16 protein-coding genes and 1 tRNA gene are annotated in these 21,144 nt (G+C 74.2%); 8 read left to right on the top strand and 9 right to left on the bottom strand.

Features of this window, described 5'->3' with window-relative positions; all coding sequences use genetic code 11:
• The first annotated feature begins 84 nt into the window (after nucleotides 1-84).
• Nucleotides 85-708, top strand: coding sequence for a mycothiol-dependent nitroreductase Rv2466c family protein (locus LX15_RS17140; RefSeq protein ID WP_253670606.1), 624 nt, complete (start codon nucleotides 85-87; stop codon nucleotides 706-708).
• A 277-nt stretch (nucleotides 709-985) separates the two neighbouring features.
• A complete protein-coding gene (locus tag LX15_RS17135) occupies nucleotides 986-2,416 on the top strand; it encodes an aldehyde dehydrogenase family protein (protein WP_253670605.1) in 1,431 nt (476 codons plus the stop codon).
• 96 nt (nucleotides 2,417-2,512) lie between these two features.
• Here LX15_RS17135 and LX15_RS17130 read toward each other — a convergent pair whose 3' ends face one another.
• The 3 genes from LX15_RS17130 to aceE form a co-directional block, all read right to left on the bottom strand.
• Nucleotides 2,513-3,322 (bottom strand): MBL fold metallo-hydrolase, encoded by an 810-nt coding sequence (locus tag LX15_RS17130; protein ID WP_253670604.1) that lies wholly within the window; start codon nucleotides 3,320-3,322, stop codon nucleotides 2,513-2,515.
• A 23-nt stretch (nucleotides 3,323-3,345) separates the two neighbouring features.
• Complete coding sequence (locus LX15_RS17125) at nucleotides 3,346-4,068, bottom strand: DUF429 domain-containing protein (RefSeq protein WP_253670603.1); 723 nt, start codon at nucleotides 4,066-4,068, stop codon at nucleotides 3,346-3,348.
• 177 nt (nucleotides 4,069-4,245) lie between these two features.
• Nucleotides 4,246-7,020: a pyruvate dehydrogenase (acetyl-transferring), homodimeric type gene (gene aceE / locus LX15_RS17120; RefSeq protein WP_253670602.1), complete on the bottom strand. Its 2,775-nt coding sequence runs from the start codon at nucleotides 7,018-7,020 to the stop codon at nucleotides 4,246-4,248.
• Between the two features lie 321 nt (nucleotides 7,021-7,341).
• Here aceE and LX15_RS17115 point away from each other — a divergent pair, with 321 nt between their 5' ends.
• From LX15_RS17115 to LX15_RS17100, 4 genes are all read left to right on the top strand, one after another.
• The gene (locus LX15_RS17115; RefSeq protein ID WP_253670601.1) at nucleotides 7,342-7,776 is read left to right on the top strand and encodes a DUF3052 domain-containing protein; all 435 of its coding nucleotides are present in this window, start codon (nucleotides 7,342-7,344) and stop codon (nucleotides 7,774-7,776) included.
• A 92-nt stretch (nucleotides 7,777-7,868) separates the two neighbouring features.
• A complete protein-coding gene (locus LX15_RS17110; RefSeq protein WP_253670600.1) occupies nucleotides 7,869-8,333 on the top strand; it encodes a peroxiredoxin in 465 nt (154 codons plus the stop codon).
• Between the two features lie 46 nt (nucleotides 8,334-8,379).
• Nucleotides 8,380-8,451 (top strand) — tRNA-Val (locus LX15_RS17105).
• Between the two features lie 574 nt (nucleotides 8,452-9,025).
• A complete protein-coding gene (locus LX15_RS17100) occupies nucleotides 9,026-9,265 on the top strand; it encodes a hypothetical protein (protein ID WP_253670599.1) in 240 nt (79 codons plus the stop codon).
• Nucleotides 9,266-9,390: 125 nt separating this feature from the next.
• Here LX15_RS17100 and LX15_RS17095 read toward each other — a convergent pair whose 3' ends face one another.
• The 4 genes from LX15_RS17095 to LX15_RS17080 are packed head-to-tail and all read right to left on the bottom strand — an operon-like array spanning nucleotide 9,391 to nucleotide 17,188.
• Nucleotides 9,391-10,062, bottom strand: coding sequence for a TIGR02679 domain-containing protein (locus tag LX15_RS17095; RefSeq protein ID WP_253670598.1), 672 nt, complete (start codon nucleotides 10,060-10,062; stop codon nucleotides 9,391-9,393).
• Nucleotides 10,059-14,303 (bottom strand): TIGR02680 family protein, encoded by a 4,245-nt coding sequence (locus LX15_RS17090; RefSeq protein ID WP_253670597.1) that lies wholly within the window; start codon nucleotides 14,301-14,303, stop codon nucleotides 10,059-10,061. The genes LX15_RS17095 and LX15_RS17090 overlap by 4 nt, the downstream gene beginning before the upstream one ends.
• A gap of 57 nt (nucleotides 14,304-14,360) precedes the next feature.
• A complete protein-coding gene (locus LX15_RS17085) occupies nucleotides 14,361-15,575 on the bottom strand; it encodes a TIGR02678 family protein (protein ID WP_253670596.1) in 1,215 nt (404 codons plus the stop codon).
• Nucleotides 15,572-17,188: a DUF2397 domain-containing protein gene (locus LX15_RS17080; RefSeq protein WP_253670595.1), complete on the bottom strand. Its 1,617-nt coding sequence runs from the start codon at nucleotides 17,186-17,188 to the stop codon at nucleotides 15,572-15,574. The genes LX15_RS17085 and LX15_RS17080 overlap by 4 nt, the downstream gene beginning before the upstream one ends.
• 147 nt (nucleotides 17,189-17,335) lie before the next feature.
• On the opposite strand from LX15_RS17080, the gene LX15_RS17075 reads away from it, so the two are divergent.
• Nucleotides 17,336-18,301, top strand: coding sequence for a cobalamin biosynthesis protein (locus tag LX15_RS17075; protein WP_253670594.1), 966 nt, complete (start codon nucleotides 17,336-17,338; stop codon nucleotides 18,299-18,301).
• Nucleotides 18,302-18,409: 108 nt separating this feature from the next.
• On the opposite strand, the gene LX15_RS17070 is transcribed toward LX15_RS17075, so the two are convergent.
• The gene (locus LX15_RS17070) at nucleotides 18,410-19,327 is read right to left on the bottom strand and encodes an SURF1 family cytochrome oxidase biogenesis protein (protein WP_253670593.1); all 918 of its coding nucleotides are present in this window, start codon (nucleotides 19,325-19,327) and stop codon (nucleotides 18,410-18,412) included.
• A 245-nt stretch (nucleotides 19,328-19,572) separates the two neighbouring features.
• Between LX15_RS17070 and LX15_RS17065 the strand changes: the two genes are divergently transcribed.
• Nucleotides 19,573-20,367 (top strand): class I SAM-dependent methyltransferase, encoded by a 795-nt coding sequence (locus tag LX15_RS17065; protein ID WP_253670592.1) that lies wholly within the window; start codon nucleotides 19,573-19,575, stop codon nucleotides 20,365-20,367.
• A 246-nt stretch (nucleotides 20,368-20,613) separates the two neighbouring features.
• Here the strand turns inward: LX15_RS17065 and LX15_RS17060 are convergent, their stop codons facing one another.
• On the bottom strand, nucleotides 20,614-21,075 hold the full coding sequence (locus tag LX15_RS17060; RefSeq protein ID WP_308213479.1) for a low molecular weight protein-tyrosine-phosphatase: 462 nt from the start codon (nucleotides 21,073-21,075) through the stop codon (nucleotides 20,614-20,616).
• Nucleotides 21,076-21,144 lie beyond the last annotated feature (69 nt).

Below are 21,144 nucleotides of genomic sequence, written 5' to 3'. Positions count from 1 at the left end.
GGTTGGACACGCACGGAGCACCCCTCGGGCGGGTGCCGACGCCCGACGTGACCGTCGTGCCTGGTGAAACGGAGAGACCGGCCCATGACCGCTACGACCCCTGACCACCGCTTCCGGGTTGACCTGTGGTTCGACCCGCTGTGCCCGTGGGCGTGGATCACCTCCCGCTGGCTGCTGGAGGTCGAGAAGGTCCGGGACATCGACCTGAACTTCCACGTGATGAGCCTGTCGGTGCTCAACGAGGGCCGGGACCTGCCCGAGGAGTACCGGGAGATCATGGAGAGGGCGTGGGGGCCCGTGCGGGTGGCGATCGCGGCCGCCAAGCACCACGGGGAGCAGGTGCTGCGCCCGCTCTACACCGCGATGGGCACCCGGATCCACAACGAGGGCGTCAAGGACTTCGACGCGGTGATCCGCGACGCGCTGGCCGAGGTCGGGCTGCCGGCCGAGCTGGCGGAGGCCGCCGCCGGCACCGACCACGACGAGGAGCTGCGGGCCAGCCACGAGCGGGGCATGGCCCCGGTCGGGATGGACGTGGGCACCCCGGTCGTGCACGTCGACGACGTGGCCTTCTTCGGACCGGTGCTGTCCAGGATCCCGCGCGGCGAGGACGCCGGCCGGGTGTTCGACGGCGCCCGGCTGCTGGCCGGCTACCCGCACTTCTTCGAGCTGAAGCGCACCCGGACCGAGGACCCGGTCTTCGACTGAGGACGCCCCCGGCCCCGGCCGGGGTCGCTGACCGCCGACGGGGCGGGGTCGCGGGGCTCACCGCCCGCGGCCCCGCCCTTCGCGTCGTCGTGTCCCCGCTGGTCGTGCCGGCGCGCTGCCCGGGGTCGTCATGTCGACATCTGTCCCGCCGTGGTGCCGCCACGGGTGCGCGCGTGCGGTCCCGTCGTCCCCCGGGAGGGTGGATGCGCACCCCCCTCGGATGTGACACTCTCGTCGCTGTCTCCGCGTCATGTGTTACAAGCCCACGGGAGGATCCATGGCGGCTCCGGTCACTGCGCGCACCGACCACCTGATCGGCGGTGAGCGGATCACCGGCTCCGGGGAACGGATCGACGTCGTCAATCCGGCGACCGAGGAGGTCATCGCCTCGGTGCCGGCCGGGACCGCCGAGGAGGCCGACGCCGCCGTGCGCGCCGCGGCCGAGGCGTTCCCCGCCTGGGCGGCCACCCCGGTCGCCGAGCGCGCCGCGATCCTCGCCCGCGTCCGCGAGGGCATGAAGGAGCGGTTCGACGAGCTGGCCGCCACCATCACCGCCGAGGTCGGCACGCCCATCACCTTCGCCAGCAAGGCGCAGGTGCCCAACCCGCTGGGCATCGCCAAGGGCGTCCTCGCCGAGCTGGCCGCCGGCTTCCCCGCCGAGGAGGAGATCGGCAACTCGCTGGTCGTCCGCGAGCCGGTCGGCGTGGTCGCGGCGATCACGCCGTGGAACTTCCCGTTGCAGCAGATCGTCGCCAAGATCGTTCCCGCGCTCGCCGTGGGCTGCACCGTCGTGCTCAAGCCCAGCGAGGTGGCGCCGCTGACCGCCGGCCTGCTCGCCGAGATCGTCGAGGCGGCCGGCGTGCCGGCCGGGGTGTTCAACGTCGTGCACGGCACCGGCCCGGTCGTCGGCGAGGCGCTGGTCAGCCACCCGCTGGTCGACATGGTCTCGTTCACCGGGTCGACCGGGGCCGGCCGCAGGGTCTCCGCCCTGGCCGCCGAGAGCGTCAAGCGCGTGGCGCTGGAGCTGGGCGGCAAGTCCGCCAACGTGATCCTCGACGACGCCGACCTGGCCAGGTCCGTCAAGCTGGGCGTCGCCTACTGCTACCTCAACAACGGCCAGGCGTGCACCGCGTGGAGCCGGATGCTCGTGCCGGCCGACCGGCACGACGAGGCGGTCGAGATCGCGGCCGCCGCGGCGGCCAAGTACGCGCCCGGCGACCCGGCCAGCCCGGAGACCCGGCTCGGCCCGGTCGTCTCCGCCGCGCAGCGCGAGCGGGTCGTCGGCTACATCCGCAAGGGCGTCGAGGAGGGCGCCACGCTGGCCCTCGGCGGGCCGGAGGCCCCGGAGGGCGTGGAGCGCGGCTACTTCGTGCGGCCCACCGTCTTCGGCGACGTCTCGCCCGAGATGACCATCGCCCAGGAGGAGATCTTCGGGCCGGTGCTGTCGGTGATCCCCTACCGGGACGAGGACGAGGCGGTGCGCATCGCCAACTCCACGATCTACGGCCTGGCGGCCGGCGTGTTCTCCGCCGACACCGAGCGGGCCATGGCGGTGGCCCGGCGGCTGCGCGCCGGCTCGATCGACATCAACGGCGGCGCGTTCAACACCCAGGCGCCCTTCGGCGGCTACAAGCAGTCCGGGAACGGCCGGGAGTTCGGCCGGCACGGCATGGAGGAGTTCACCGAGGTCAAGGCGATCCAGCGCTGAGCGGTCGACCGAGGGGTCGGTGGGAGGCGCCGCCGTCGACGTCCGCCGGACGTCGACGGCGGCGCCGTGCCGCGTGATGCCGGTGTCATGCCGGTGTCATGCCGGGGTCGCCTGCTCCAACACCGGACGCGTGACGTCGTCGGGGTAGGGGGAGCGGCGCAGCGCCGCGTCGAGTGACAGCTCACCGGCCCGGACCGCGCGGAGCAGGTCGGCGAGCGCCGCGAGTTCGTCGCGTTGGGCCTCGGTGAACGCCCGGTCGACCGGCTCGCCATGCCCCGGCAGCACCACGACGGGGTCCATCGCGAGCACGGCGTCCAGCGCCGAGGGCCACTCCAGCGGATACGCGTCCTCGCCGATCGAGGGCGGAGCGCCCTGTTCCACCAGGTCGCCGGCGAAGACCGCCGCCACGTCAGGGACGTGCACGACGACGTCGTTGTCGGTGTGCCCGCGTCCCGGGTGGAGCAACGTCACCGTCCGGCCGCCGAGGTCCAGGTCGACCCTCGACGTGACCTCCCGGTCCGGCAGGACCAGCGTGGCGCTCAGCAGCGCGTCGGCCAACTCCGACCTGCCCTCGTCCTGGTAGCGCCGCGCCCAGTCGGCGCGCTGCGCCTCGGCGGAGTTCGCCATCGCCTCCTGACAGCGGGGATGCGCCCACACGTCGCAGGGGCCGAACGCGGCCGTGCCGAAGAAGTGGTCCCAGTGCGCGTGGGTGACCACCACCGACCACGGCAGCGGCGTCACCTCCCGCACCGCCGCCGCCAGCTCCTCGCCCTGCGGGTCGTTGCCGCCGGTGTCGACCACCAGGCACCGCTCCCCGCCGACGACCAGGCCGAGCGTCTGGTCCAGCTCGACGTACCGGCGCGCGAACACACCGTCCGCGACCTCCACCCAGCGTCCTCGCTCCATCCGCGTCCTCTCCTGGCTCGCGCCTACACCACGATCCGCATCCGCAGGCCGCGCCCGTCCACCTCGTCGGGCTCGCCGAGGGCTTCCGCGCGTCCCTGTCGCCAGCGGCGCGCGGACCAGGCCGCCGCGAGCGCGTCGAGGGCGTCGTCCAGAGCCACGCCGCCCGGGAGATCCTGGAGCACCACGCCGCTGTCCACGAACGGGCGCAGCGCGGCCAACCGCTGCCCCACGCCGCGCGCCGTGCGTTTGGCCGCGAACGCCGTCGACGGCGCCATGGCCCTGAACGACAGCTCGGGGTGCACCTCCACGATCCGGTCCTGGTCAGTCGGCAGGAGGCGGCGGTCCCACTCCCTGATCCTCGGGATGATGTTCCACGTCTGGAGGCTGATCGCCTTACCGGTCACGACACGGGACGCCCGGCACGCCGCCTCGTGGTCGCGTTGGTCGAGCACGCTCCTGACCGGCGCGGGGAACACCGACGACCGGGCGGACCCGAGCCGGCGGGCCGCCTCCACGTCGCAGGAGCGGCGTCCGCGCTCGGGCAGGCCCATCGGGATGTCGACACCCAACACCGCACAGGACCTCGCGTGGGCGAGGACCTCCCCGGCGTCACCGGCCAGATGCCACAGCACGCGTTCCGGGCCGAGCACCACGGCCAGGACCCAACCGCCGCGCGCGCCGTCGACGCCACCGACCACGTCGTCCGGCCCGTGCCCGCCCTCCGGGTCTCCGTCCCGTTGGCTCATGGCACACCGGCGTCTCTGCGGTCCGTTCCCGCCGCCACCACCCGATCCTCGCCCACCAGGTGCGACGGCGTCACCCGGAAAACCGGGGACGCCAGGGAGCCGGTTGGGGGCGGAACGCGGACGGCCCGCGCGTCACGAGGACGCGCGGGCCGTCAGGTCATGGCCTTCTGGCCGGGATCAGGCCACGCCCGGGTCGGACGTCTGCGGGCCGGCGGCCTGCACGTCGTCGATCCGGTAGCGCTGCGCGGCCTCGACCACCCTGGCCCTGTCGACCTCGCCGCGCCGGGCGAGGGCCGCCAGCGTGGCCACCGTGATCGACTCGGCGTCCACCAGGAAGTGACGCCGGGCCGCCGGCCGGGTGTCGGAGAAGCCGAACCCGTCGGTGCCCAGGGTGACCATGTCGGTCGGCACGTACGGCCGGATCAGGTCCGGAACGGCCCGCATCCAGTCCGAGACCGCCACGACCGGGCCGTGCGACTCGGCCAGCACACGGGTCACGTACGGCACGCGCTGCTCGGCCTGCGGGTGCAGCAGGTTGTGCCGGTCGCACTCGACCGCCTCGCGGCGCAGCTCGCCCCACGAGGTCGCCGACCACACGTCGGCGTGCACACCCCACTCCTCGGCCAGCATCTGCTGCGCCTTGAGCGCCCACGGCATCGCCACACCGGAGGCCAGGAGCTGGGCGCGCGGCCCGGAGCCCTCGGCCGGCCGGAACCGGTAGAGACCGCGCAGCAGGCCCTCGACGTCGAGGTCCGCCGGCTCCGCCGGCTGCTGGTACGGCTCGTTGTAGACGGTGAGGTAGTAGAAGATGTCCTCGGCGTTCTCGCCGTACATCCGGCGCAGACCGTCCTTGACGATGTGCGCCACCTCGAACGCCCACGCGGGGTCGTAGGCGACCACGGCCGGGTTGGTGTGCGCCAGCAGCAGCGAGTGGCCGTCGTTGTGCTGGAGGCCCTCACCGGTCAGCGTGGTGCGGCCGGCGGTGGCGCCCAGCACGAACCCGCGCGCCATCTGGTCGGCCGCGGCCCACAGGCCGTCACCGGTCCGCTGGAACCCGAACATCGAGTAGAAGATGTAGATCGGGATCATCGGCTCGCCGTGCGTGGCGTAGGCCGTGCCGGCGGCGGTGAACGACGCGGTCGAGCCCGCCTCGTTGATGCCCTCGTGCAGGATCTGCCCGCCCTCGCTCTCCTTGTAGGCGAGCATGAGCTTGGCGTCCACCGACGTGTAGAGCTGCCCGTGCGGGTTGTAGATCTTCTGCGTCGGGAACATCGAGTCCATGCCGAAGGTCCTGGCCTCGTCCGGGATGATCGGCACGAACCTCGGGCCGATCTCCGGGTCCTTGGCCAGGTCCTTGAGCAGCCGGACGAACGCCATCGTCGTGGCGACCTCCTGCTTGCCCGACCCCCGGCGGATCACGTCGTAGACCTTGTCGCCCGGCAGCACCAGCGGCTTGGCCTTGGCGCGGCGCTCCGGCAGGTAGCCGCCGAGCTGGCGCCGCCGCTCCTGGAGGTACTGGATCTCCGGAGCGTCCGGTCCCGGGTTGTAGTACGGCGGCCGGTAGGGGTCGCGCTCCAGCTCGGCGTCCGAGATCGGGATGCGCAGCGTGTCCCTGAACTTCTTGAGGTCGTCCAGGGTGAACTTCTTCATCTGGTGCGTGGCGTTGCGCGCCTCGAAGGTCGGCCCGAGGCCGTAGCCCTTGATGGTCTTGGCCAGGATGACCGTCGGCTGGCCCACGTGCTCGCTGGCCGCCTTGTACGCCGCGTAGACCTTGCGGTAGTCGTGGCCGCCCCGCTTGAGGTTCCAGATGTCCTGGTCGCTCATGTGCGCCACGAGCTCCTTGGTCCGCGGGTCGCGGCCGAAGAAGTGCTCGCGGACGTAGGCGCCGTCGTTGGCCTTGTAGGTCTGGTAGTCGCCGTCAGGGGTGACGTTCATCAGGTTGACCAGGGCGCCGTCGCGGTCGGCGTGCAGCAGCGCGTCCCACTCCCGGCCCCAGATGACCTTGATGACGTTCCAGCCGGCGCCGCGGAAGAACGCCTCCAGCTCCTGGATGATCTTGCTGTTGCCCCGGACCGGGCCGTCCAGCCGCTGGAGGTTGCAGTTCACCACGAAGGTCAGGTTGTCCAGGCCCTCGTTGGCCGCGACGTGCACCAGGCCGCGCGACTCCGGCTCGTCCATCTCGCCGTCGCCGAGGAAGGCCCACACCCGCTGCTGCGAGGTGTCCTTGATGCCGCGGTCGTGCAGGTACCGGTTGAACCGGGCCTGGTAGATCGCGTTCATCGGGCCGAGGCCCATCGAGACGGTCGGGAACTCCCAGAAGTCCGGCATCAGCCGGGGGTGCGGGTAGGACGGCAGACCGCCGCCGGGACCGGCGTGCGAGTACTCCTGGCGGAAGCCGTCGAGCTGGTCGGCGGTGAGCCGGCCCTCCAGGAACGCCCTGGCGTAGATGCCCGGCGAGGCGTGGCCCTGGACGAAGATCTGGTCACCCCCGCCGGGGTGGTTCTTGCCGCGGAAGAACCAGTTGAAACCGACCTCGTACAACGACGCCGAGGAGGCGTAGGTCGAGATGTGACCGCCGACACCCACCCCGGGGCGCTGCGCCCGGTGGACCGTGATGGCGGCGTTCCACCGGATCCACGCCCGGTAGCGGCGCTCGGTCTCCTCGTCGCCGGGGAACCAGGGCTCCTGCTCGGTGGGGATCGTGTTGACGTAGTCGGTGCTGGTCAGCGACGGGACACCGACCCGGTTCTCCCTGGCGCGCTCCAGCAACCGGAGCATCAGGTAACGGGCGCGCTGCTGGCCGGAACCCTCCAGCATCGCGTCGAAGGACTCCAGCCACTCGGCCGTCTCCTCCGGGTCGATGTCCGGGAGGTGGGCGGCCAGTCCGTCGCGGATGACGCGCACCCGCTCCGGGGTGCCCGCGCTACCGGCGCCGTTGTTCTGCGGGGCCAAGGGTTCTCCTCGCCTGCGTCGTCGACTTGTGCACGGATAGGCAGGTGCCCATCCGGTCCATCATCCCTCTTATCGCGCGCGCGTAGCGAGCGGGTGCGACATTACTCGTGGGTAACTGTCAATCGGCCGATCGAGGGGTGGTCCTCCCGCCCGTGGGGCGCCCGGGGAGAACCCGTCCGGCGTGTCCCTGGCTGAGCGGTTGCGCAGGTGGCCACTGCCAGTGTTCGCTAACCGCGACCGATTTCGACCGACAGGTGCGGCGGCCACCTGCCCCAGGGGTGCAGTGCCGCCGCACTGGCGCACTAGGAGGAGTGAGAAGGCGTGGTCGCCGCGGGAGACGCCGGCAAGATCGGTGTCGCCGAGAAGCTCGGCATCGAGCCTGACATGGTGGTCCAGGAACTCGGCTGGGACGAGGACGTCGACGACGAGGTTCGAGCCGCCATCGAGGAGCGGTGCGGGAGCGAGCTCCTCGACGAGGACGCCCAGGACGTGATGGACGTCGTCCTGCTGTGGTGGCGGGAGGGTGACGGCGACCTCGCCGACGACCTGGTCGACGCGATCGGCCCGCTCGCGGACGACGGCGTGGTCTGGGTGCTCACCCCGAAGACCGGTCGATCGGGCTACGTGGAGCCCAGCGACATCGCCGACGCGGCCAAGACCGCCGGCCTGTCGCCCACCTCCACCGTCTCGGTCTCCGAGGACTGGTCGGGGACCCGGCTGGTCGGCGCGAAGGCGAAGCCGAAGACCAGGCGCTGAGCCGCCAGCGCAACCGCCAGGACGTGACGGGACGACCCAGCCTCTAGGCTGGCGCTGGCAGCCAGCCGTGAGACCAAGAGGAGAGTGCTTCCATGCCGATCGAGGTCGGTGCCGAGGCTCCGGACTTCACGCTCCCGGACTACAACAGGGAGCAGGTGACCCTGTCCTCGTTCCGGGGCGGGAAGAACGTGCTGCTTGTCTTCTACCCGTTCGCGTTCAGCGGGATCTGCCAGGGTGAGCTCTGCCAGGTCCGGGACGAGATCGCCGAGTTCCAGAACGACGACGTGCAGGTGATCGGTGTGTCCGTGGACACCCCGTTCAGCCTCAAGGCGTGGGCCGAGCAGCAGGGCTACACCTTCCCGCTGCTGTCGGACTTCTGGCCGCACGGCGAGGTCGCCAAGATCTACGGCGTGTTCAACGACAAGGCCGGCATGGCCAACCGGGGCACCTTCCTGGTGGACAAGCAGGGCGTCGTCCGGTTCGCCGAGGTGAACCAGCCGGGCGAGGCCCGCGACCAGAACGCCTGGAAGAAGGCGATCGCGTCGCTGTCGGCCTGAGGTTTTCCGCGTCGGGGGTCGGTGCCCGCCACCGCCCCCGACGTCCGGGCGCATAGCTCAGCGGAAGAGCACTTGCCTTACAAGCAAGGGGTCGCAGGTTCGAACCCTGCTGCGCCCACGTCCTCGGGGGATGTGTGTCCGCGGAGAGCGCGGACCTGCTCGTCCGTCATGTTGTTGGGGGGCCGAGCCCCCCCATACCCCCCACGGTGCGAGCTCCTCCCGACCCAGCGTGGTCCCCCCCTCGCCTTACCAGCGACTGTTGGTCCTTCGTTTCTGGTGTAACCAAGAAGGGTTGTGCCAGCTTCGGAACGCCCAGTGCTGCACAACATGCCGGGAGGTTCCGAAGTCCGTCGCCGGCGTGTTGGTGGCGCGAGTACGCTGAGTTCCGGTTTTTCTCCTGTGGAGAAACCCGTCCCTGCTGCTCGGGCAGGGCAGCACCGGCCCTTCGGGGTCGATGAGGATCGCAACAGCGCGCGGCTGATCTCGGCCACCTCCCGCTCGCGGCAGCACCAGCCCTTGGGGGTCGGTGAGGATCGCAACCTTCCAGGTCGCGGGCAGGCCGGAGGGGTCCCCTGGCAGCACCGGCCCTTCGGGGTCGATGAGGATCGCAACTATCCACCCTGGACGGGTGGGACGGCTACAACACGCAGCACCCGGTGAGGATCGCAACGCCAAGTAGGAGTTGGTGAGACGTGCGCATCCGCAGGCAGCACCGGTCCTTTGCGGCCGGTGAGGATCGCAGCGGTGTGGATTTCGATGAAGGGGGGCTCGCCGCCGCACAAGAGCCCATGGGCGCCAAGCCTCCGCAGGACACGGTCAAGGCGGTGCCGCGCATGGTCTCCGGCTGTGATTCCGAGGGGCGCGACCTCGACACGGCAATGGACGTCCTCGCCACGTTCTCGTTTGTCGATCGCGCCAACGCATGGCGCTGATCGGAAGCAACAACTGGTAGCCGCGAAAGGCCGGTTGTGATTCTCCGATGAGGTGCCGTTGCGGCGATTCCTCCTTGGTCGCGCCCTCGGCCGCCGGCCGGGTGCCGTGAGATGTGGCTTCTCTGTTAGTGCGGGTCGGTGACGCCACAGTGGGACCAGAGGTGGCGGCGGTCGGTGGTGGACTGGGGGTTGGGCACGCCGTGCGCGAGGGCGGCGGCGCGCAGGACTTCGCGGTGAAGGGCCTGGCGGGCCTCGTCGTCGAGGGCGGCCACCTCGGGGAGGGCCACCAGTTCGGCGCGGTCGATCCGGCGGGGTGGCGGGGTCGACGGGTCGAGGTGGAGGACGGCGAGTACCGCCGCGAGGGGGCCGGCGAGGATCGCGAGGTCCTGGGGCAGGAGCTTGCCGTACCGGTAGACGCCGTCGATCCACTGGTCGACCCAGGGTTCGTCGGCGAGGCCGTGGTCGGCCAGGGCGGTGCGGAGCAGGGCCTCCGTGCGGTGCCAGCGTTCGTCGCCGGGGCGGCCGAACGAGGCGGCGGCGACCGGTGCGCCGTGCACGGCCGCCAGGACCTGGTCGAGGTCGAGACCGTGGGTGGCGAGCCGGTCGCGCAGCACCTTCAGGGAGAGCGAGATGCGGCCGGGGTGGCGCAGTGGGCGCCCGAGGAGGGCGCCCACCGCGTCCGCCGTGGCCTGGTCCGGGATCTCCAGCCGCAGCGCCGTGCGGTTCGTGGCGAGGGCGTCGCGCGCCAGCGCCCACAGGCCCGCCAGCTCCGGCCGGTCCACCTCCGGCGCGCTCACAGGTCCTCGCGGTCCAGGCCGGCGCCGTCCCACGTGGTGTGGGTGCAGGCGATGCCCCGGCCGCTCTTGGGCCGCAGGACGTCGTAGATGTGCATGCGGGGGATCTTGGGCGACACGCCCCACCCGCTGGGCCAGGTGATGATCCAGTCCATGTCGAGGTCGACGAGCAGGCCGAGCAGCCGGGCGATGGTCGGGTCGTCGAGCCGCTCGAACGCCTCGTCCAGCAGCACGAGCCGCAGCGGGCCCGCCATCCCCTCTCCCGGCGACGGGGTCGCGCCCTCCGCGGCCGGGGTGGCGCCCACGGCGTCGTAGAAGGACGCGGCGGCGGCGAAGAGGGTCACGTAGGACACCAGTCGGGTCTCGCCGGACGAGAGTTGGCGCAGCCGCCGGTCTCGCGGCCGCCCGTCGGGGCCGGTGTCCCGCACCCGCACGGTGAACGAGTACCAGGTGCGGTAGTCCAGCGCACGGGCCAGGATCTCGGCGTAGCCGGCGGAGTGGGCGTCCCGCTCGGCCTCGATCCGCTCGGTGAACACCCGGCGCAGGGCGTCGTCCTGTTCGGCCGTCCGCTGGGCGAACGGCATCCGCACCAGGTCCAGCGCCTGCCGCGTGCCCTCGTCCAGGGCCGCCGACGGCCGCCACTCCAGCCGCACGTGCACGCCCTGGCTGGAACGGGCCCGCTCCAGCACCTCGTTCATCCGCCGGCACAGGTCCTCGGCCACCGCGATCTGCCCGCGCAGTCGCTCCGCGAGGTCGCGGATCAGGTAGGTCGCGAAGATCTCCTGGTAGCGCTCGCCCAGGAAGCCGCGCTGCTCGGCGAGCCGGGTCGCCACCTGGTGCGCGGCCTCGGCCACCGGGCGCGGCCCCTCCTCGCCGGTCACGGTCACCGTGAGCACCCCGGCGTGCGTCTCGGCGGCGATGTCGTGCGTGCCGGCGAGCGCGGTCTGGAGCGACTGGAGCTTGGTGATCACCGTGCCCTCGGAGGCGACCCGCTGGTCCGGCGCGGCGGCCAGGGCGGCCACCGCGGCGTCGAGGTCGTCGAGCGGCGGACCGGCCAGCTCGGCGGCCTGGCCGCCGTCCCCGTCCGGCTCCTCGGTGCTCGCCGGGCCGACGGCCGCGGTCCACACGCCCGGCGCCGCGAGCGTGGCGAGGAAGTCCTCCTCGGCGCGCCGGGCGTCCTCCTCGCGTCCGCCGAGCTGTCCCCTGCGGGTCTCCAGCAGCGTCTCCGCCTTGGTGACCTGCTCCCGCAGGCTCGCCACCCGCTCCCGCGCCGCCGGGAGGTCGCGGCGGAGCTGCCGCCGCTGGTCCTCCAGCGCGGCGAGCTGGTCGGCGACCTGCTGCGCCTCGCCGCCCACCGCCCCGGCCAGCTCGGTCAGGGCGGCGGCCTGCTCGGCGTACTCGGCGCAGGCGCGGTCGGCGGCGGCCTCGGCCTCGACGCGGTCACCCACGGCCGCGTGGTGGTGGTTGAGGGTCTCGGTCAGGTCGCCCACGGTCCCGGCGCACCGCTCGACGAGCGTGTCGCGGAGCTGCTCGACGCTCTGCCGCGCCTGGTCGGCGGCCCGGTGGGCGCGCTCCAGCTCGGCGGTGTCCGGCGTGAGCCCGGCCTCGGCCGTGTCCCTGGCCAGCTCGCCCGACGCCGCGACCCACCGCTGCTCGGCGTCCCGGTGCTGCTCGCGCAACGTGACCGCGCGTCGTTCGGCCTCCACGGCCGCCTCCTGCGCGCTGGCCAGGGTGGCGTGCGCGGCGATCAGGTCGCCGTCGTCGGGGAAGGCGTCGAGGTGGCGCTGCCACGCGGTGACGGCGGCCCTGGCCTGCTCCATCTCGTGCTGGGCCTCGGCCAGTTCGCCCCGCAGGACGTCCAGCTCGTCCTCCAGCGCGGCGATCCGGCGCTGCCGGGCGGCCTCCCGCGCCCCGGCGCCGACGTACTCCGCCGTGTCCTTGTGCCAGGCGCCGGTGAGCACGCCGGCGCTCCACTGCCCGTGCGTGGAGACGGTGAGGCCCGTCGGCCGGTCCGAGCCGGGGCCGGGGTTGTCGGGGGAGGACAGGGCGACGGCCGCGAGCACGCGCCGTACCACGTCGGCGGGGACGGGGCAGCCGGGCTCGGGCGCGGGGACGAGCACGTCGGCCAGGCTCGGCCCGTCGACGGCCGGCGCGGTGACCGCGACCAGGTCGGCCAGTCCGGGGTCGGTGATCCGCCCCTCCTCGGTGACCCAGGCGGTGAGCAGGCCGCTGGCCTGCAACGACGCCTCCAGACCGGCGCGGCGCTCCTCGCCGAGCGAGTCGGCGAAGTCGACCAGGCGGTAGAACGGCGCGCCGGTCGCGGGGTCGCGTTCGGCGGTGGCGAAGGCGGGGCGGCCCGGCTCGGCCTGCACGCCGCCCCGCAGAGCCCGCAGCTCGGCGTCCCGCTCGGCGATGGCCGACCTGGCCGAGGCCACGATCTGCTCGGCCGCCACCAGCCGCTGGGCGACCGACCGCTGGTGCGGTCCCGCCCACTGCCGCACGGCCTCCCGCGCGGAGCGGGAGGCGGAGCGCGTGGTCACCAGGTCGTCGGCCGAGGGGAGGACCGGCCGGTCGTCGTCGGGCAGGTCGGTCAGGGGCCCGGCGGCCAACCAGCCGGCGCACTGCTCCAGCCACACCGCGGCGGCGTCGGCCAGCCGCTGGTCGGCCTGGTTGCGGCGCCCGGCCGCCTCGGTGGCGGCGATCTGCGCCTCGCGCGCGCCCCGGTGCAACTCCTCGACGCGGCCCCGCTGCCGGTCCAGCTCGACGGCGCGGTGCCGCAGCGCGTCGGCGAGGGCGGCCCGCTGGCGCGCCGCGGCCACCGCCGCGTCCGCCTGCTCCGCCGCCGCGCGCAGGGCGGTCAGCAGCGACTCCGCGTCGAGGGCGGGCGGCAGCCGCCGCTCGATCGGCAGCGGCGCGGCGTCCGCGTCCGGCTTGGCCCTGACCTCGTCGGCGAGCACCGTGGCGTCCGCCGCGGGCGCGACCGGCGGACGGGGACAGGCGGCGGCGTCCAGACCGGCGGCGGCGAGCTGTTCCCGCCCGCGTTCGGCCAACGCCTCCGCCGCGCTCGTGTCCTGCGCGAACCGGCGCACCACGGCCAGCACCGAGTCGACGGCGCGGTCCTCCTGCGCCCGCTGCCTCGCCGCCGCGTCCAGCGCGGCCTCGGCCGCCGTCCGCGCCCGCGCCACGAGCCGCTCCCTGTCCTGGAGGTCGCGCAGGTCCCGGTAGACCGGGGACGACTTCAACGCGTCGATCCGGGTCTCCAACTGGCCCTCGGTGGCCTCCATCGCCGCGACCTCGGCGTCGGCCTCGGCCCGCTCGCGGCGCGCGGTCTCCAGCCGTCGGGTCTGCCGGTCGACGTCGCCCCGCAGCGAGGCGAGCGCGTCGCGGGCGCCGGTCAGCCGGTCGCCGGCGGCGCGGAGCTGGGCGAGGGCGTAGCCGCGGTAGCTGGACAGGAACGCGCCGAGCGCGGTGTCGGCCCTGGTCAGCCGGGTGATGTTGGTGCGGATCGACTCCAGGTCCTCGAACGAGGTGGCGAGCTGCTCGACCAGGCCGGCGTCCAGCGGCGGCAGCGCGTCGGTGAGGATCTGTTCGAGCTGGCCCTCCAGCACCTTCAGGCCGACGTCCGGGTTGCGGAGGGTGCGCTGGAGGTGGAGCAGGTCGGAGTACCGGGCGGCGGGCACGCCGTAGACGGTCTCGGCGACCTTGGCGCGGAACGGGGCGTCCTCCAGCACGCGGTCCGCGCCGAGGGCGTCGCGGAGCTGGGCGGGGCCCAGCGGCACGCCGTCCGGCCCGACCAGCCGCAGGTCGATCCCGACCCGCTCCGCCGTGATGAACCGCCACGAGTCGGTGATCTGCTGCGAGGTCTTCGACGCCTTCACGCCGATGCCGCAGGTCAGGTACTCGGCGTCGCCCGTGTCGCCCGCGTCGCCCGTGTGGTCCGCCCCGGCCCTGACGCGGCGCAGCTCGATCCACGCGTAGCCGATGCGGTTGGGCCCGCCGTCGTAGTCGTCGAGCATCAGCCGACGGATGCTGACCGTGTCGAAGCCCTTGGAGCCGAGCTGCCGCAGGTCGCCGTCCAGGCACAGCGGCAGCAGCAGCTCCAGCGTCCGCGACTTGCCCGAGCCGTTGGTGCCCTGGAAGATCGCCCGGCCGCCGGAGAAGTCGAAGGTCTGCTCGGCGTACTGCCAGACGTTGACGATGCCGCCCCGGTGTAGCTGCCAGCGGGGGCTCACGCTCGTCGTCACTGTGGATCTCCTCGTGGGGGCCGGGCTGGACGCGCGGGGCGCCGGCCGGCGGGGCCGTCAGATGCTGAACAGGGACCAGTTGGCGGGTTCGGGGTCCGGCGCCGGCGCGGGGTCGGCCGCGCCGTGGCGGGTCGGGGTGTCGTCCGGCTCCGGCTCCCAGCGGTGCACGGCCGGGCTGAGCAGCCAGGTGTCCGGCTCGTCGGACGGGACGGCCAGGCCCACCCTGGCGAGCAGGGTCAGGACCTCGCCGGTCAGGGCGTCGAGGTCCTCGGTCGCCTGCCGCGACCACGCGGCCGGGTAGTCCTCGATTAGCCGGGCGCACTGCTCCCGCACCTGCTCGACGCGCACCGGGTGCCGCCCGTCGGGGCGCGCGTCGCCGTCGCGCAGCTCGCGCAGCGCCAGCAGCGCGATCCGGGCGACGGTGCCCGGCCCCGGGAAGGCGAGGTCGGTCAGGTACTCCTCGGGGTCGGCGGTGAGCACGCCCTCGACCCGGGTCTCGGTGACCAGCCCGAAGCAGCGCTCCAGCACCACGGACTCCCGCCGGTGGTGCTTGCGCAGCCACGCGGACTGCTCCTCGGTCAGGTCGGAGTGCAGCACGACCGGGTTCTCCACCAGGCGGCGGCGCACGGCGTGCTCGACGCCCCGGGGGCCGGGGCGCGCGGCCAGCTCCACCAGCGCCTCGGGGCTGGTGGCCTCGGCGAGCGGCCCGGCGAGCAGCAGGCCGAGCACGTCGGTGTCGATCGTGATCAGCGCCTCCACCGGGGCCTCCCCGGTCCACGGCGCGACCGTGCCCTCGGTCTCGCTGATCACGCCGAGGGCGAGCAGGTGGCGCAGGGCCGCGGTGAGCGCGCGCCGGTCGGCCTGGTCGTCGACGACCGCGATGCCCGCCTCGCCGGCGGCGGCCCTGACGTCGGCCACGAGCCGGGAGAGCAGCACCTGCCGGCCGACGCCGGTCAGCGCGGCCAACGTCAGCGCGAGGTAGGCGTAGCCCCGGGGCGACAACGTCGGCTCCCCACGCGTCGGGTCCTCGCCGGGGCCGGTCTTGTAGAGCCGGGCGAACCGCCGCTCCACCACCAGCCGGTAGCCCAGGGTGACCGCGAACAGCTCCTGCAACGGCTCCCGGTGCCGGTAGACCAGCGGCAGCAGGTCGCCGTCCTGCCCGCCGGCGCGCAGCAGCGGGCGGCGCAGCAACACGCGGGCGCAGCGGACCACGTTGGCCGCGTCGATCTCGGACAGCTTGTCCAGCACGTCCAGGGCGGGGTGGGCGCTCACCGGGCGACTCCCTCGGTGTCCAGCTCCACGGCGGTGTCGTGCAGGGTGAGCACGCCGCCGGCCGTCCTGATCCGGGTGGTGCGGCCGGGCTCGGGGACGACGGTCAGCCGCAGCCCGCGCACCGGGTCGGCCGCCGAGCCCGGCTCGTCGGTCCGCTCCCGCTGGGCCATGGCCAGGGTCAGCAGCTCGCACAGCACCCCGAGCGCCCCCGACGACAGCCGCGCGGTGTCCAGGCGGTTCGCCGCGCCCGTCAGCTCCGCCACCGCCGCCGCGCGCCGCGCGTCGACCTCGCGGGCCTCCGCGAGCAGCGCCTGCTCGGTCATGGGGTCGTAGACGATCCGCGACGTGCGGCCGCGCGCTCCCCGGTCACCCCGGCTGCGCACGCTCACCGACACGTCCAGCACCGGTCCGTCACGCCACGGCGTGTGCTCGTCGTCGCCGTCGTGGTCGGGGGCCGGCAACAAATGCCGCGCGGAGTGCAGGCCGAACGCGGCCGCGTAGAGGGCGTGCGCCTGGTCGGCGTCGGCCGCGTCGAACCAGCCCGCGAGCCGCAGCAGCTCGGCCCGCCGGCCCGGCAGCAGCCCGCCGCCCGCCGTCGCCCGCTTCACGCTGGCCAGCAGCGAGCCGATCGCGCGGCTGGTGGCCTCCCGCAGCGCGGTGACCTGGCTGGGCCGGCCGGGGCGGTCGACGAACCAGTCCGTCAGCTCCCGCCAGTCGGCGGGCGAGCGGCCCCGCGAGCGCTCCACCGCGTCGCCCAGCGGCTCGGCCGGGCGCTGCGCCCCGAGCAGCCGCAGCAGCTCGGAGCGCGCGCCGGCCAGCGGCCCGGTCAGCGACTGGGCGATGGCGGGGGTGTGCCGCAGCACGTCCTCCACCACCATCTGGATGTACTCCACCAGCAGGTTCCGGAAGCCGGAGATCTCCTCCGGCGCGAGGTGGTGCCGGGTCAGGACCTGGCCGAGGTAGGCGTAGAAGTCCCGCACGGTGGCGGCCAGCTCGGCGTGTTGCAGGAACAGGGTGGTCACCTGCTCGGCCAGCCGCTCGGCGAGCTTGCGCGTGGCCCTGGCGTGGGGCGCCTCCCGCTCGGCGCGCAGCGCCTCGGACAGCGTCGCCCCCAGCTCGGCCAGGCCCCGCTCGATCGCCGGCAGCAGCTCGCGGGAGACCTCGCGGGCGCCCTCGGGCACCCGCAGCAGCTCGTCGACGTCCCGCTGCACCCGCACGGCGAGCTTGCTCACCTGGTACCGGGCGCTGCCGTGCTGGAACTCGGCGATGCTGGCGGCCACCGTCTCGCGCCGGCCGAGCACGAGGTTGCCCCACTCCACGAGCTGGCGCAGCCGGGGGATCACCGACTCGATTCGGGACTCGCCCGGGTCGATCCGCCCGGCGCGCTCGGCCGCCGCCAGGGCGCTGGCCACCTCGCCGGCCGACAGGTCGGCCAGCAGCGTCGAGGTGAACAGCCGCATGATCTCCAGGTAGGTGCGCCGGTAGTCCCGCGCGTCCAGGTACGCGTAGAGCCGCAGCCGCCGGTCCGTCCCCGGGTCGGCCTCCGCGGCGCCGGCGCCGGTGGCGATGACCGCGCCGTCCCCGGCGACGAGCTCCCCCTGCTGCTCCCTCACGACGGGTCACCCTAACTGCCGGCCACTGTCAAGACGTCCCGCCGGCCACCACGGGCGGGTGGGGCGCTACGGTCCCTTCTTCGCACGGGCGCACGCGTGTGCGCCGGGGTCGGGGGACGCGTCGGCGGAACGAGAGGGGAGGGCCGGGTGAGCGCGGCACGCGCCATCGGTCTGCTGTTGGGGGTGGCCGCGGACGCGGCCCTGGGAGATCCGCGCCGGGGGCACCCGGTCGCCGCCTTCGGGCGCGCCGCGACCGCCGCGGAGAAGGTGTTGTACCGGGACCACAAGGCTCCCGGTGTGGCGTACACGGCGTTGCTCGGGGGAGCTGCCGTGCTGCTGGGGGCGGTCGCCGAGCGCGTGACCCGGCGCAGCCCCGTCGCGCAGGCCGCGACGACCGCCGTCGCCACCTGGGCGGTGCTCGGCGGGGCGTCGCTGGCCAGGGAGGGCACGCTGATGGGCAGGGCGCTGGACGCCGGCCGGATCGACGAGGCCCGCGCGCGCCTGCCGCACCTGTGCGGCCGCGAGCCCGGCACGCTGGACGGGCCGGGGCTGGCCCGCGCCACGGTCGAGTCCGTCGCCGAGAACACCTCCGACGCCGTGGTCGCGCCGCTGTTCTGGGGCGCGGTCGCCGGGGTGCCCGGCCTGCTCGGCTACCGCGCGGTCAACACCCTGGACGCGATGGTGGGGCACCGCTCGGCGCGGTACCGGAACTTCGGCTGGGCCTCGGCCCGGCTCGACGACCTGGCGAACCTGGCGCCCGCGCGGGCGGCGGCCGCGCTGACGGCGCTGTGCGCCCCGGTCGTGGGCGGGTCGGCCGGCGGGGCGTGGCGCACCTGGCGGCGGGACGCCTCCGCGCACCCGAGCCCCAACGCCGGGCAGGTGGAGGCGGCCTTCGCCGGGGCGTTGGAGGTCCGGCTGGGTGGCCGCACGGTCTACGGCCGGGGCCCGGACCGCCGGGTCGAGGAGCGGCCCGTGCTCGGCGACGGGCGGACCCCGGACGCCGGGCACGTCACGCGCGCGGTGGAGCTGTCGCGGGTCGTCGGCGCTGTCGCCGGCGCGGCGTCGGCGGCCACGGCCCTGGTGCTCGGCGCGCGCCGCTCGCGTCGACGCTGACACCCCCGTTCCACCCGTCCCCGGGCGGCGCTCCCCGACGGGCGTCGCCCGGGGGCGCGGGTCTGTGGGTCTTCGGGGAGTTTTCGGGGGCCTTCCGGCCTGGCCAGGTCAGCGGGGGTAGCGGCTCCGGTCGACCGCCCGGCGGCCCTGAGCGGCGCTCCCGGTCCGCGCGGGCTCGACCGGCTCGTCGTCGACGCCCCTGTCGTGCGCGCCGTCCGCGCCTTCCGAGTCGTCCTCGTTCTCGTCGTCGTCGTCCTCGTCGGCGAGCGCGTCGCGCACCGAGACGCGCCTGGGCCGATCCGGCCGCGCCTCCCGGACGACGAAGTACCCGAGGCCGAGGATCGCCATGATCGCGAAGCCCGCCCACTGCAACGAGTACGCCAGGTGCGGGCCGGTGGTCAGGTCGGGCAGCGGCATCGCGCCGAGCACGCCCGGCTGGCCCTCGACCAGGGTGAAGAAGCCGGGCCGCAGGTCAAGGCCGGTGGCCCTGCCCACGGTCGCCGCGTTGGCGACATAGACCTGGAGGTGCCCGAACTCGGTGAGCGCGTCCCGGTTGGCCCCGTCGACCTCGTCGACGCGCACGTGCGCGACGACGTCGACCTGCCCGGTGGGCGGCGCGGCGTAGGAGGGCACCTTGTTGCCCTCCACCGGGTGCACGTACCCCCGGTTCACCAGCACCGTGCCGGCGCCGCTGGCGAGCCGGAACGGGGTCAGCACCTCGTAGGCCGCCTTGCCCTGCACGCTGCGCAGTCGCAGCAGCGCCTCGCCCTGGGGCACGTAGCTGCCGGTGAGGACGACGCGCCGCCACTCCGTGCGGTTGTCGGGGGCCTGGCCCGCCGGCAGCACCTCCTCCAGCGGCGCCGGGGGCAGGCGCTCGGCGTTCTGCACGTTGTCGATGAGCGCCTTCTTCTCCTCGTGGCGGTGGTACTGCCACGGCGCGAGCACCGTGAAGGCCAGGGCCGCGAACACGCCGACCAGCACGATGGCGGCCAGCCAGCCGGGGCGGAGCAGGAACCTCAGGCGCACCCCTCAACAGTAGGACGCCTACACGTGGTCGACACGAGGTGGTGCCCGCCCCGCCCCGCCCGCCGGGCGCGCCCGGGGGCGTTCCCCGCCCCGGTGACCGGGTGGGCACCCGCACGGGCGAAGCACGCCGTCCGGCCGCCGTGGTTGATTGCCCGGCTCCCCGCGCCCGGTGATGCTGGGGTGTCGTCAGGGATCGCGCGCCCCCGCGGCGACCTCCGCCGACGAGGGGAAGCGGAAGGAGCGGCATGGACCACCGCATCGAGAGCCCGACCCGTTCCCGGCTGCTGCCTCTCACCCACGTCGTCCGCCACGGCGCCCGGCGGCTCGTGGAGCGCACGATCGTCAAACGGGTGGGCTACCCCAGCGTCGGGCACCTGCTCAGGGACGACGCCCCGCTGCACCTCACCGCCTCCTCGTTCGTGGAGGGCGTCGCCGGCAGGGACGGGCTCTCGCGGTACCGCAAGGAACTCGACGCGCTCGACGCGCAGTGGCGCGAGCGGGTCGAGGCCGTCGACGGCGACCTGCCCTACCCCCGGCACTACGACGTCGAGGACGAGTCCGCGCGCACGCTCTACCTGCTCGTCAGGGCGACCCGCCCCGAGCACGTGCTGGAGACCGGCGTGGCCAACGGCCGGTCGACCTGGTGGCTGCTGCGCGCGCTGCGCCGCAACGGCCGCGGCCGGCTCCACAGCTTCGACCTGCGCGACGACGTCGGCGTGTACCTGAGCACCGAGGAGCGGGCAAGCTGGGACCTGCGGCTGCTGCGGTCCCGCAGCCGGCGGAGCTGGGCGACGGCCCTGTCCAGCCTGCCCCCGCTCGACCTGTTCGTCCACGACAGCCACCACACCTACGGCTGGCAGTGGCTGGAGTACTCGGGCGCGTTCGGTCGGCTGCGGCCCGGCGCGGTGCTCGCCAGCGACGACGCGGACGCCTCGTACGCCTTCAGCGCGTTCTGCGAGCAGCACGCGCTCCACCCGCACTACCTCTTCGACCGGCGCAAGATCTTCGCGGCGGCCAGGGTGCCGGACGACACCGCCTGACCGGCCGAGAGGCGCCGCTCGCCGCACGAGGGCGATCGGGCGAGCCGATCACCTCCGCCGATCACCCCACTTCACGTGCCCAGACACTCTCTCGCGGCCACGACAGCGACCGGGATGGCCCGAGGCGGACCTCGGACGACCTCAGCGAGCCACGGAGAGCGCGGGGGCGCCGAGGGAGCTTCCCGTCGGGGCGTCCCGGTGCGCTGGCGTCGTCCTCCGGGGCCGGTTCGGCCCTGTTTCGGCGCGTTAGTGCGCCAGCCGGGCCCGCACCCAGCCGAGCAGGCCGGGGACGGCCGCCTCGACCATCGCCAGGACGTCGGCGAACCCCTGGCGGCCGCCGTAGTACGGGTCCGGCACGTCCAGGTCCGCGGCGGCGGGGTCGAACGAGCGCAGCAGCCGCACCCGGTCGTGGTCGTCGACCAGGCGGCGCAGCGCCCTGTCGTGACCGGCGTCCATGGCGACCAGCAGGTCCGCGTCCAGGTGGTCCGCGCCGACCTGCGCGGCCACGTGCTCGGTGGGGTACCCGTGGTCGGCCAGCACCTTCGCGGTCCGGGGGTCCGCCGGCTCGCCAACGTGCCAGGACCCGGTGCCCGCGCTGGTCACCCGCACCCGGTCGGCCAGCCCGGCCCGCTCCAGGTGCGCGCCGAACACCAGGGCGGCCATGGGGGACCGGCAGATGTTGCCGGTGCAGACGAAGCAGATGTGCACGACGCCCCACCTTAGGCGGGCGCCGACGCCGGTCGTGCCGGCGCGGGATGCCGGGTCGGGTGGCGTCGC

The sequence above is a fragment of the Streptoalloteichus tenebrarius genome (genome assembly GCF_024171885.1).
Classification (GTDB): Bacteria; Actinomycetota; Actinomycetes; order Mycobacteriales; family Pseudonocardiaceae; genus Streptoalloteichus; species Streptoalloteichus tenebrarius.
The sequence above is the reverse complement of the archived record's forward strand: the minus strand, read 5'-3'. Positions and strand labels throughout refer to the sequence as shown.

Bases quoted from the DNA above. Each gene is read 5' to 3' on its own strand.
- LX15_RS17140 (WP_253670606.1), top strand. From the start codon at position 85: ATGACCGCTACGACCCCTGACCACCGCTTCCGGGTTGACCTGTGGTTC.
- LX15_RS17135 (WP_253670605.1), top strand. From the start codon at position 986: ATGGCGGCTCCGGTCACTGCGCGCACCGACCACCTGATCGGCGGTGAG.
- LX15_RS17130 (WP_253670604.1), bottom strand. From the start codon at position 3,322: ATGGAGCGAGGACGCTGGGTGGAGGTCGCGGACGGTGTGTTCGCGCGC.
- LX15_RS17125 (WP_253670603.1), bottom strand. From the start codon at position 4,068: ATGAGCCAACGGGACGGAGACCCGGAGGGCGGGCACGGGCCGGACGAC.
- LX15_RS17110 (WP_253670600.1), top strand. From the start codon at position 7,869: ATGCCGATCGAGGTCGGTGCCGAGGCTCCGGACTTCACGCTCCCGGAC.
- LX15_RS17065 (WP_253670592.1), top strand. From the start codon at position 19,573: ATGGACCACCGCATCGAGAGCCCGACCCGTTCCCGGCTGCTGCCTCTC.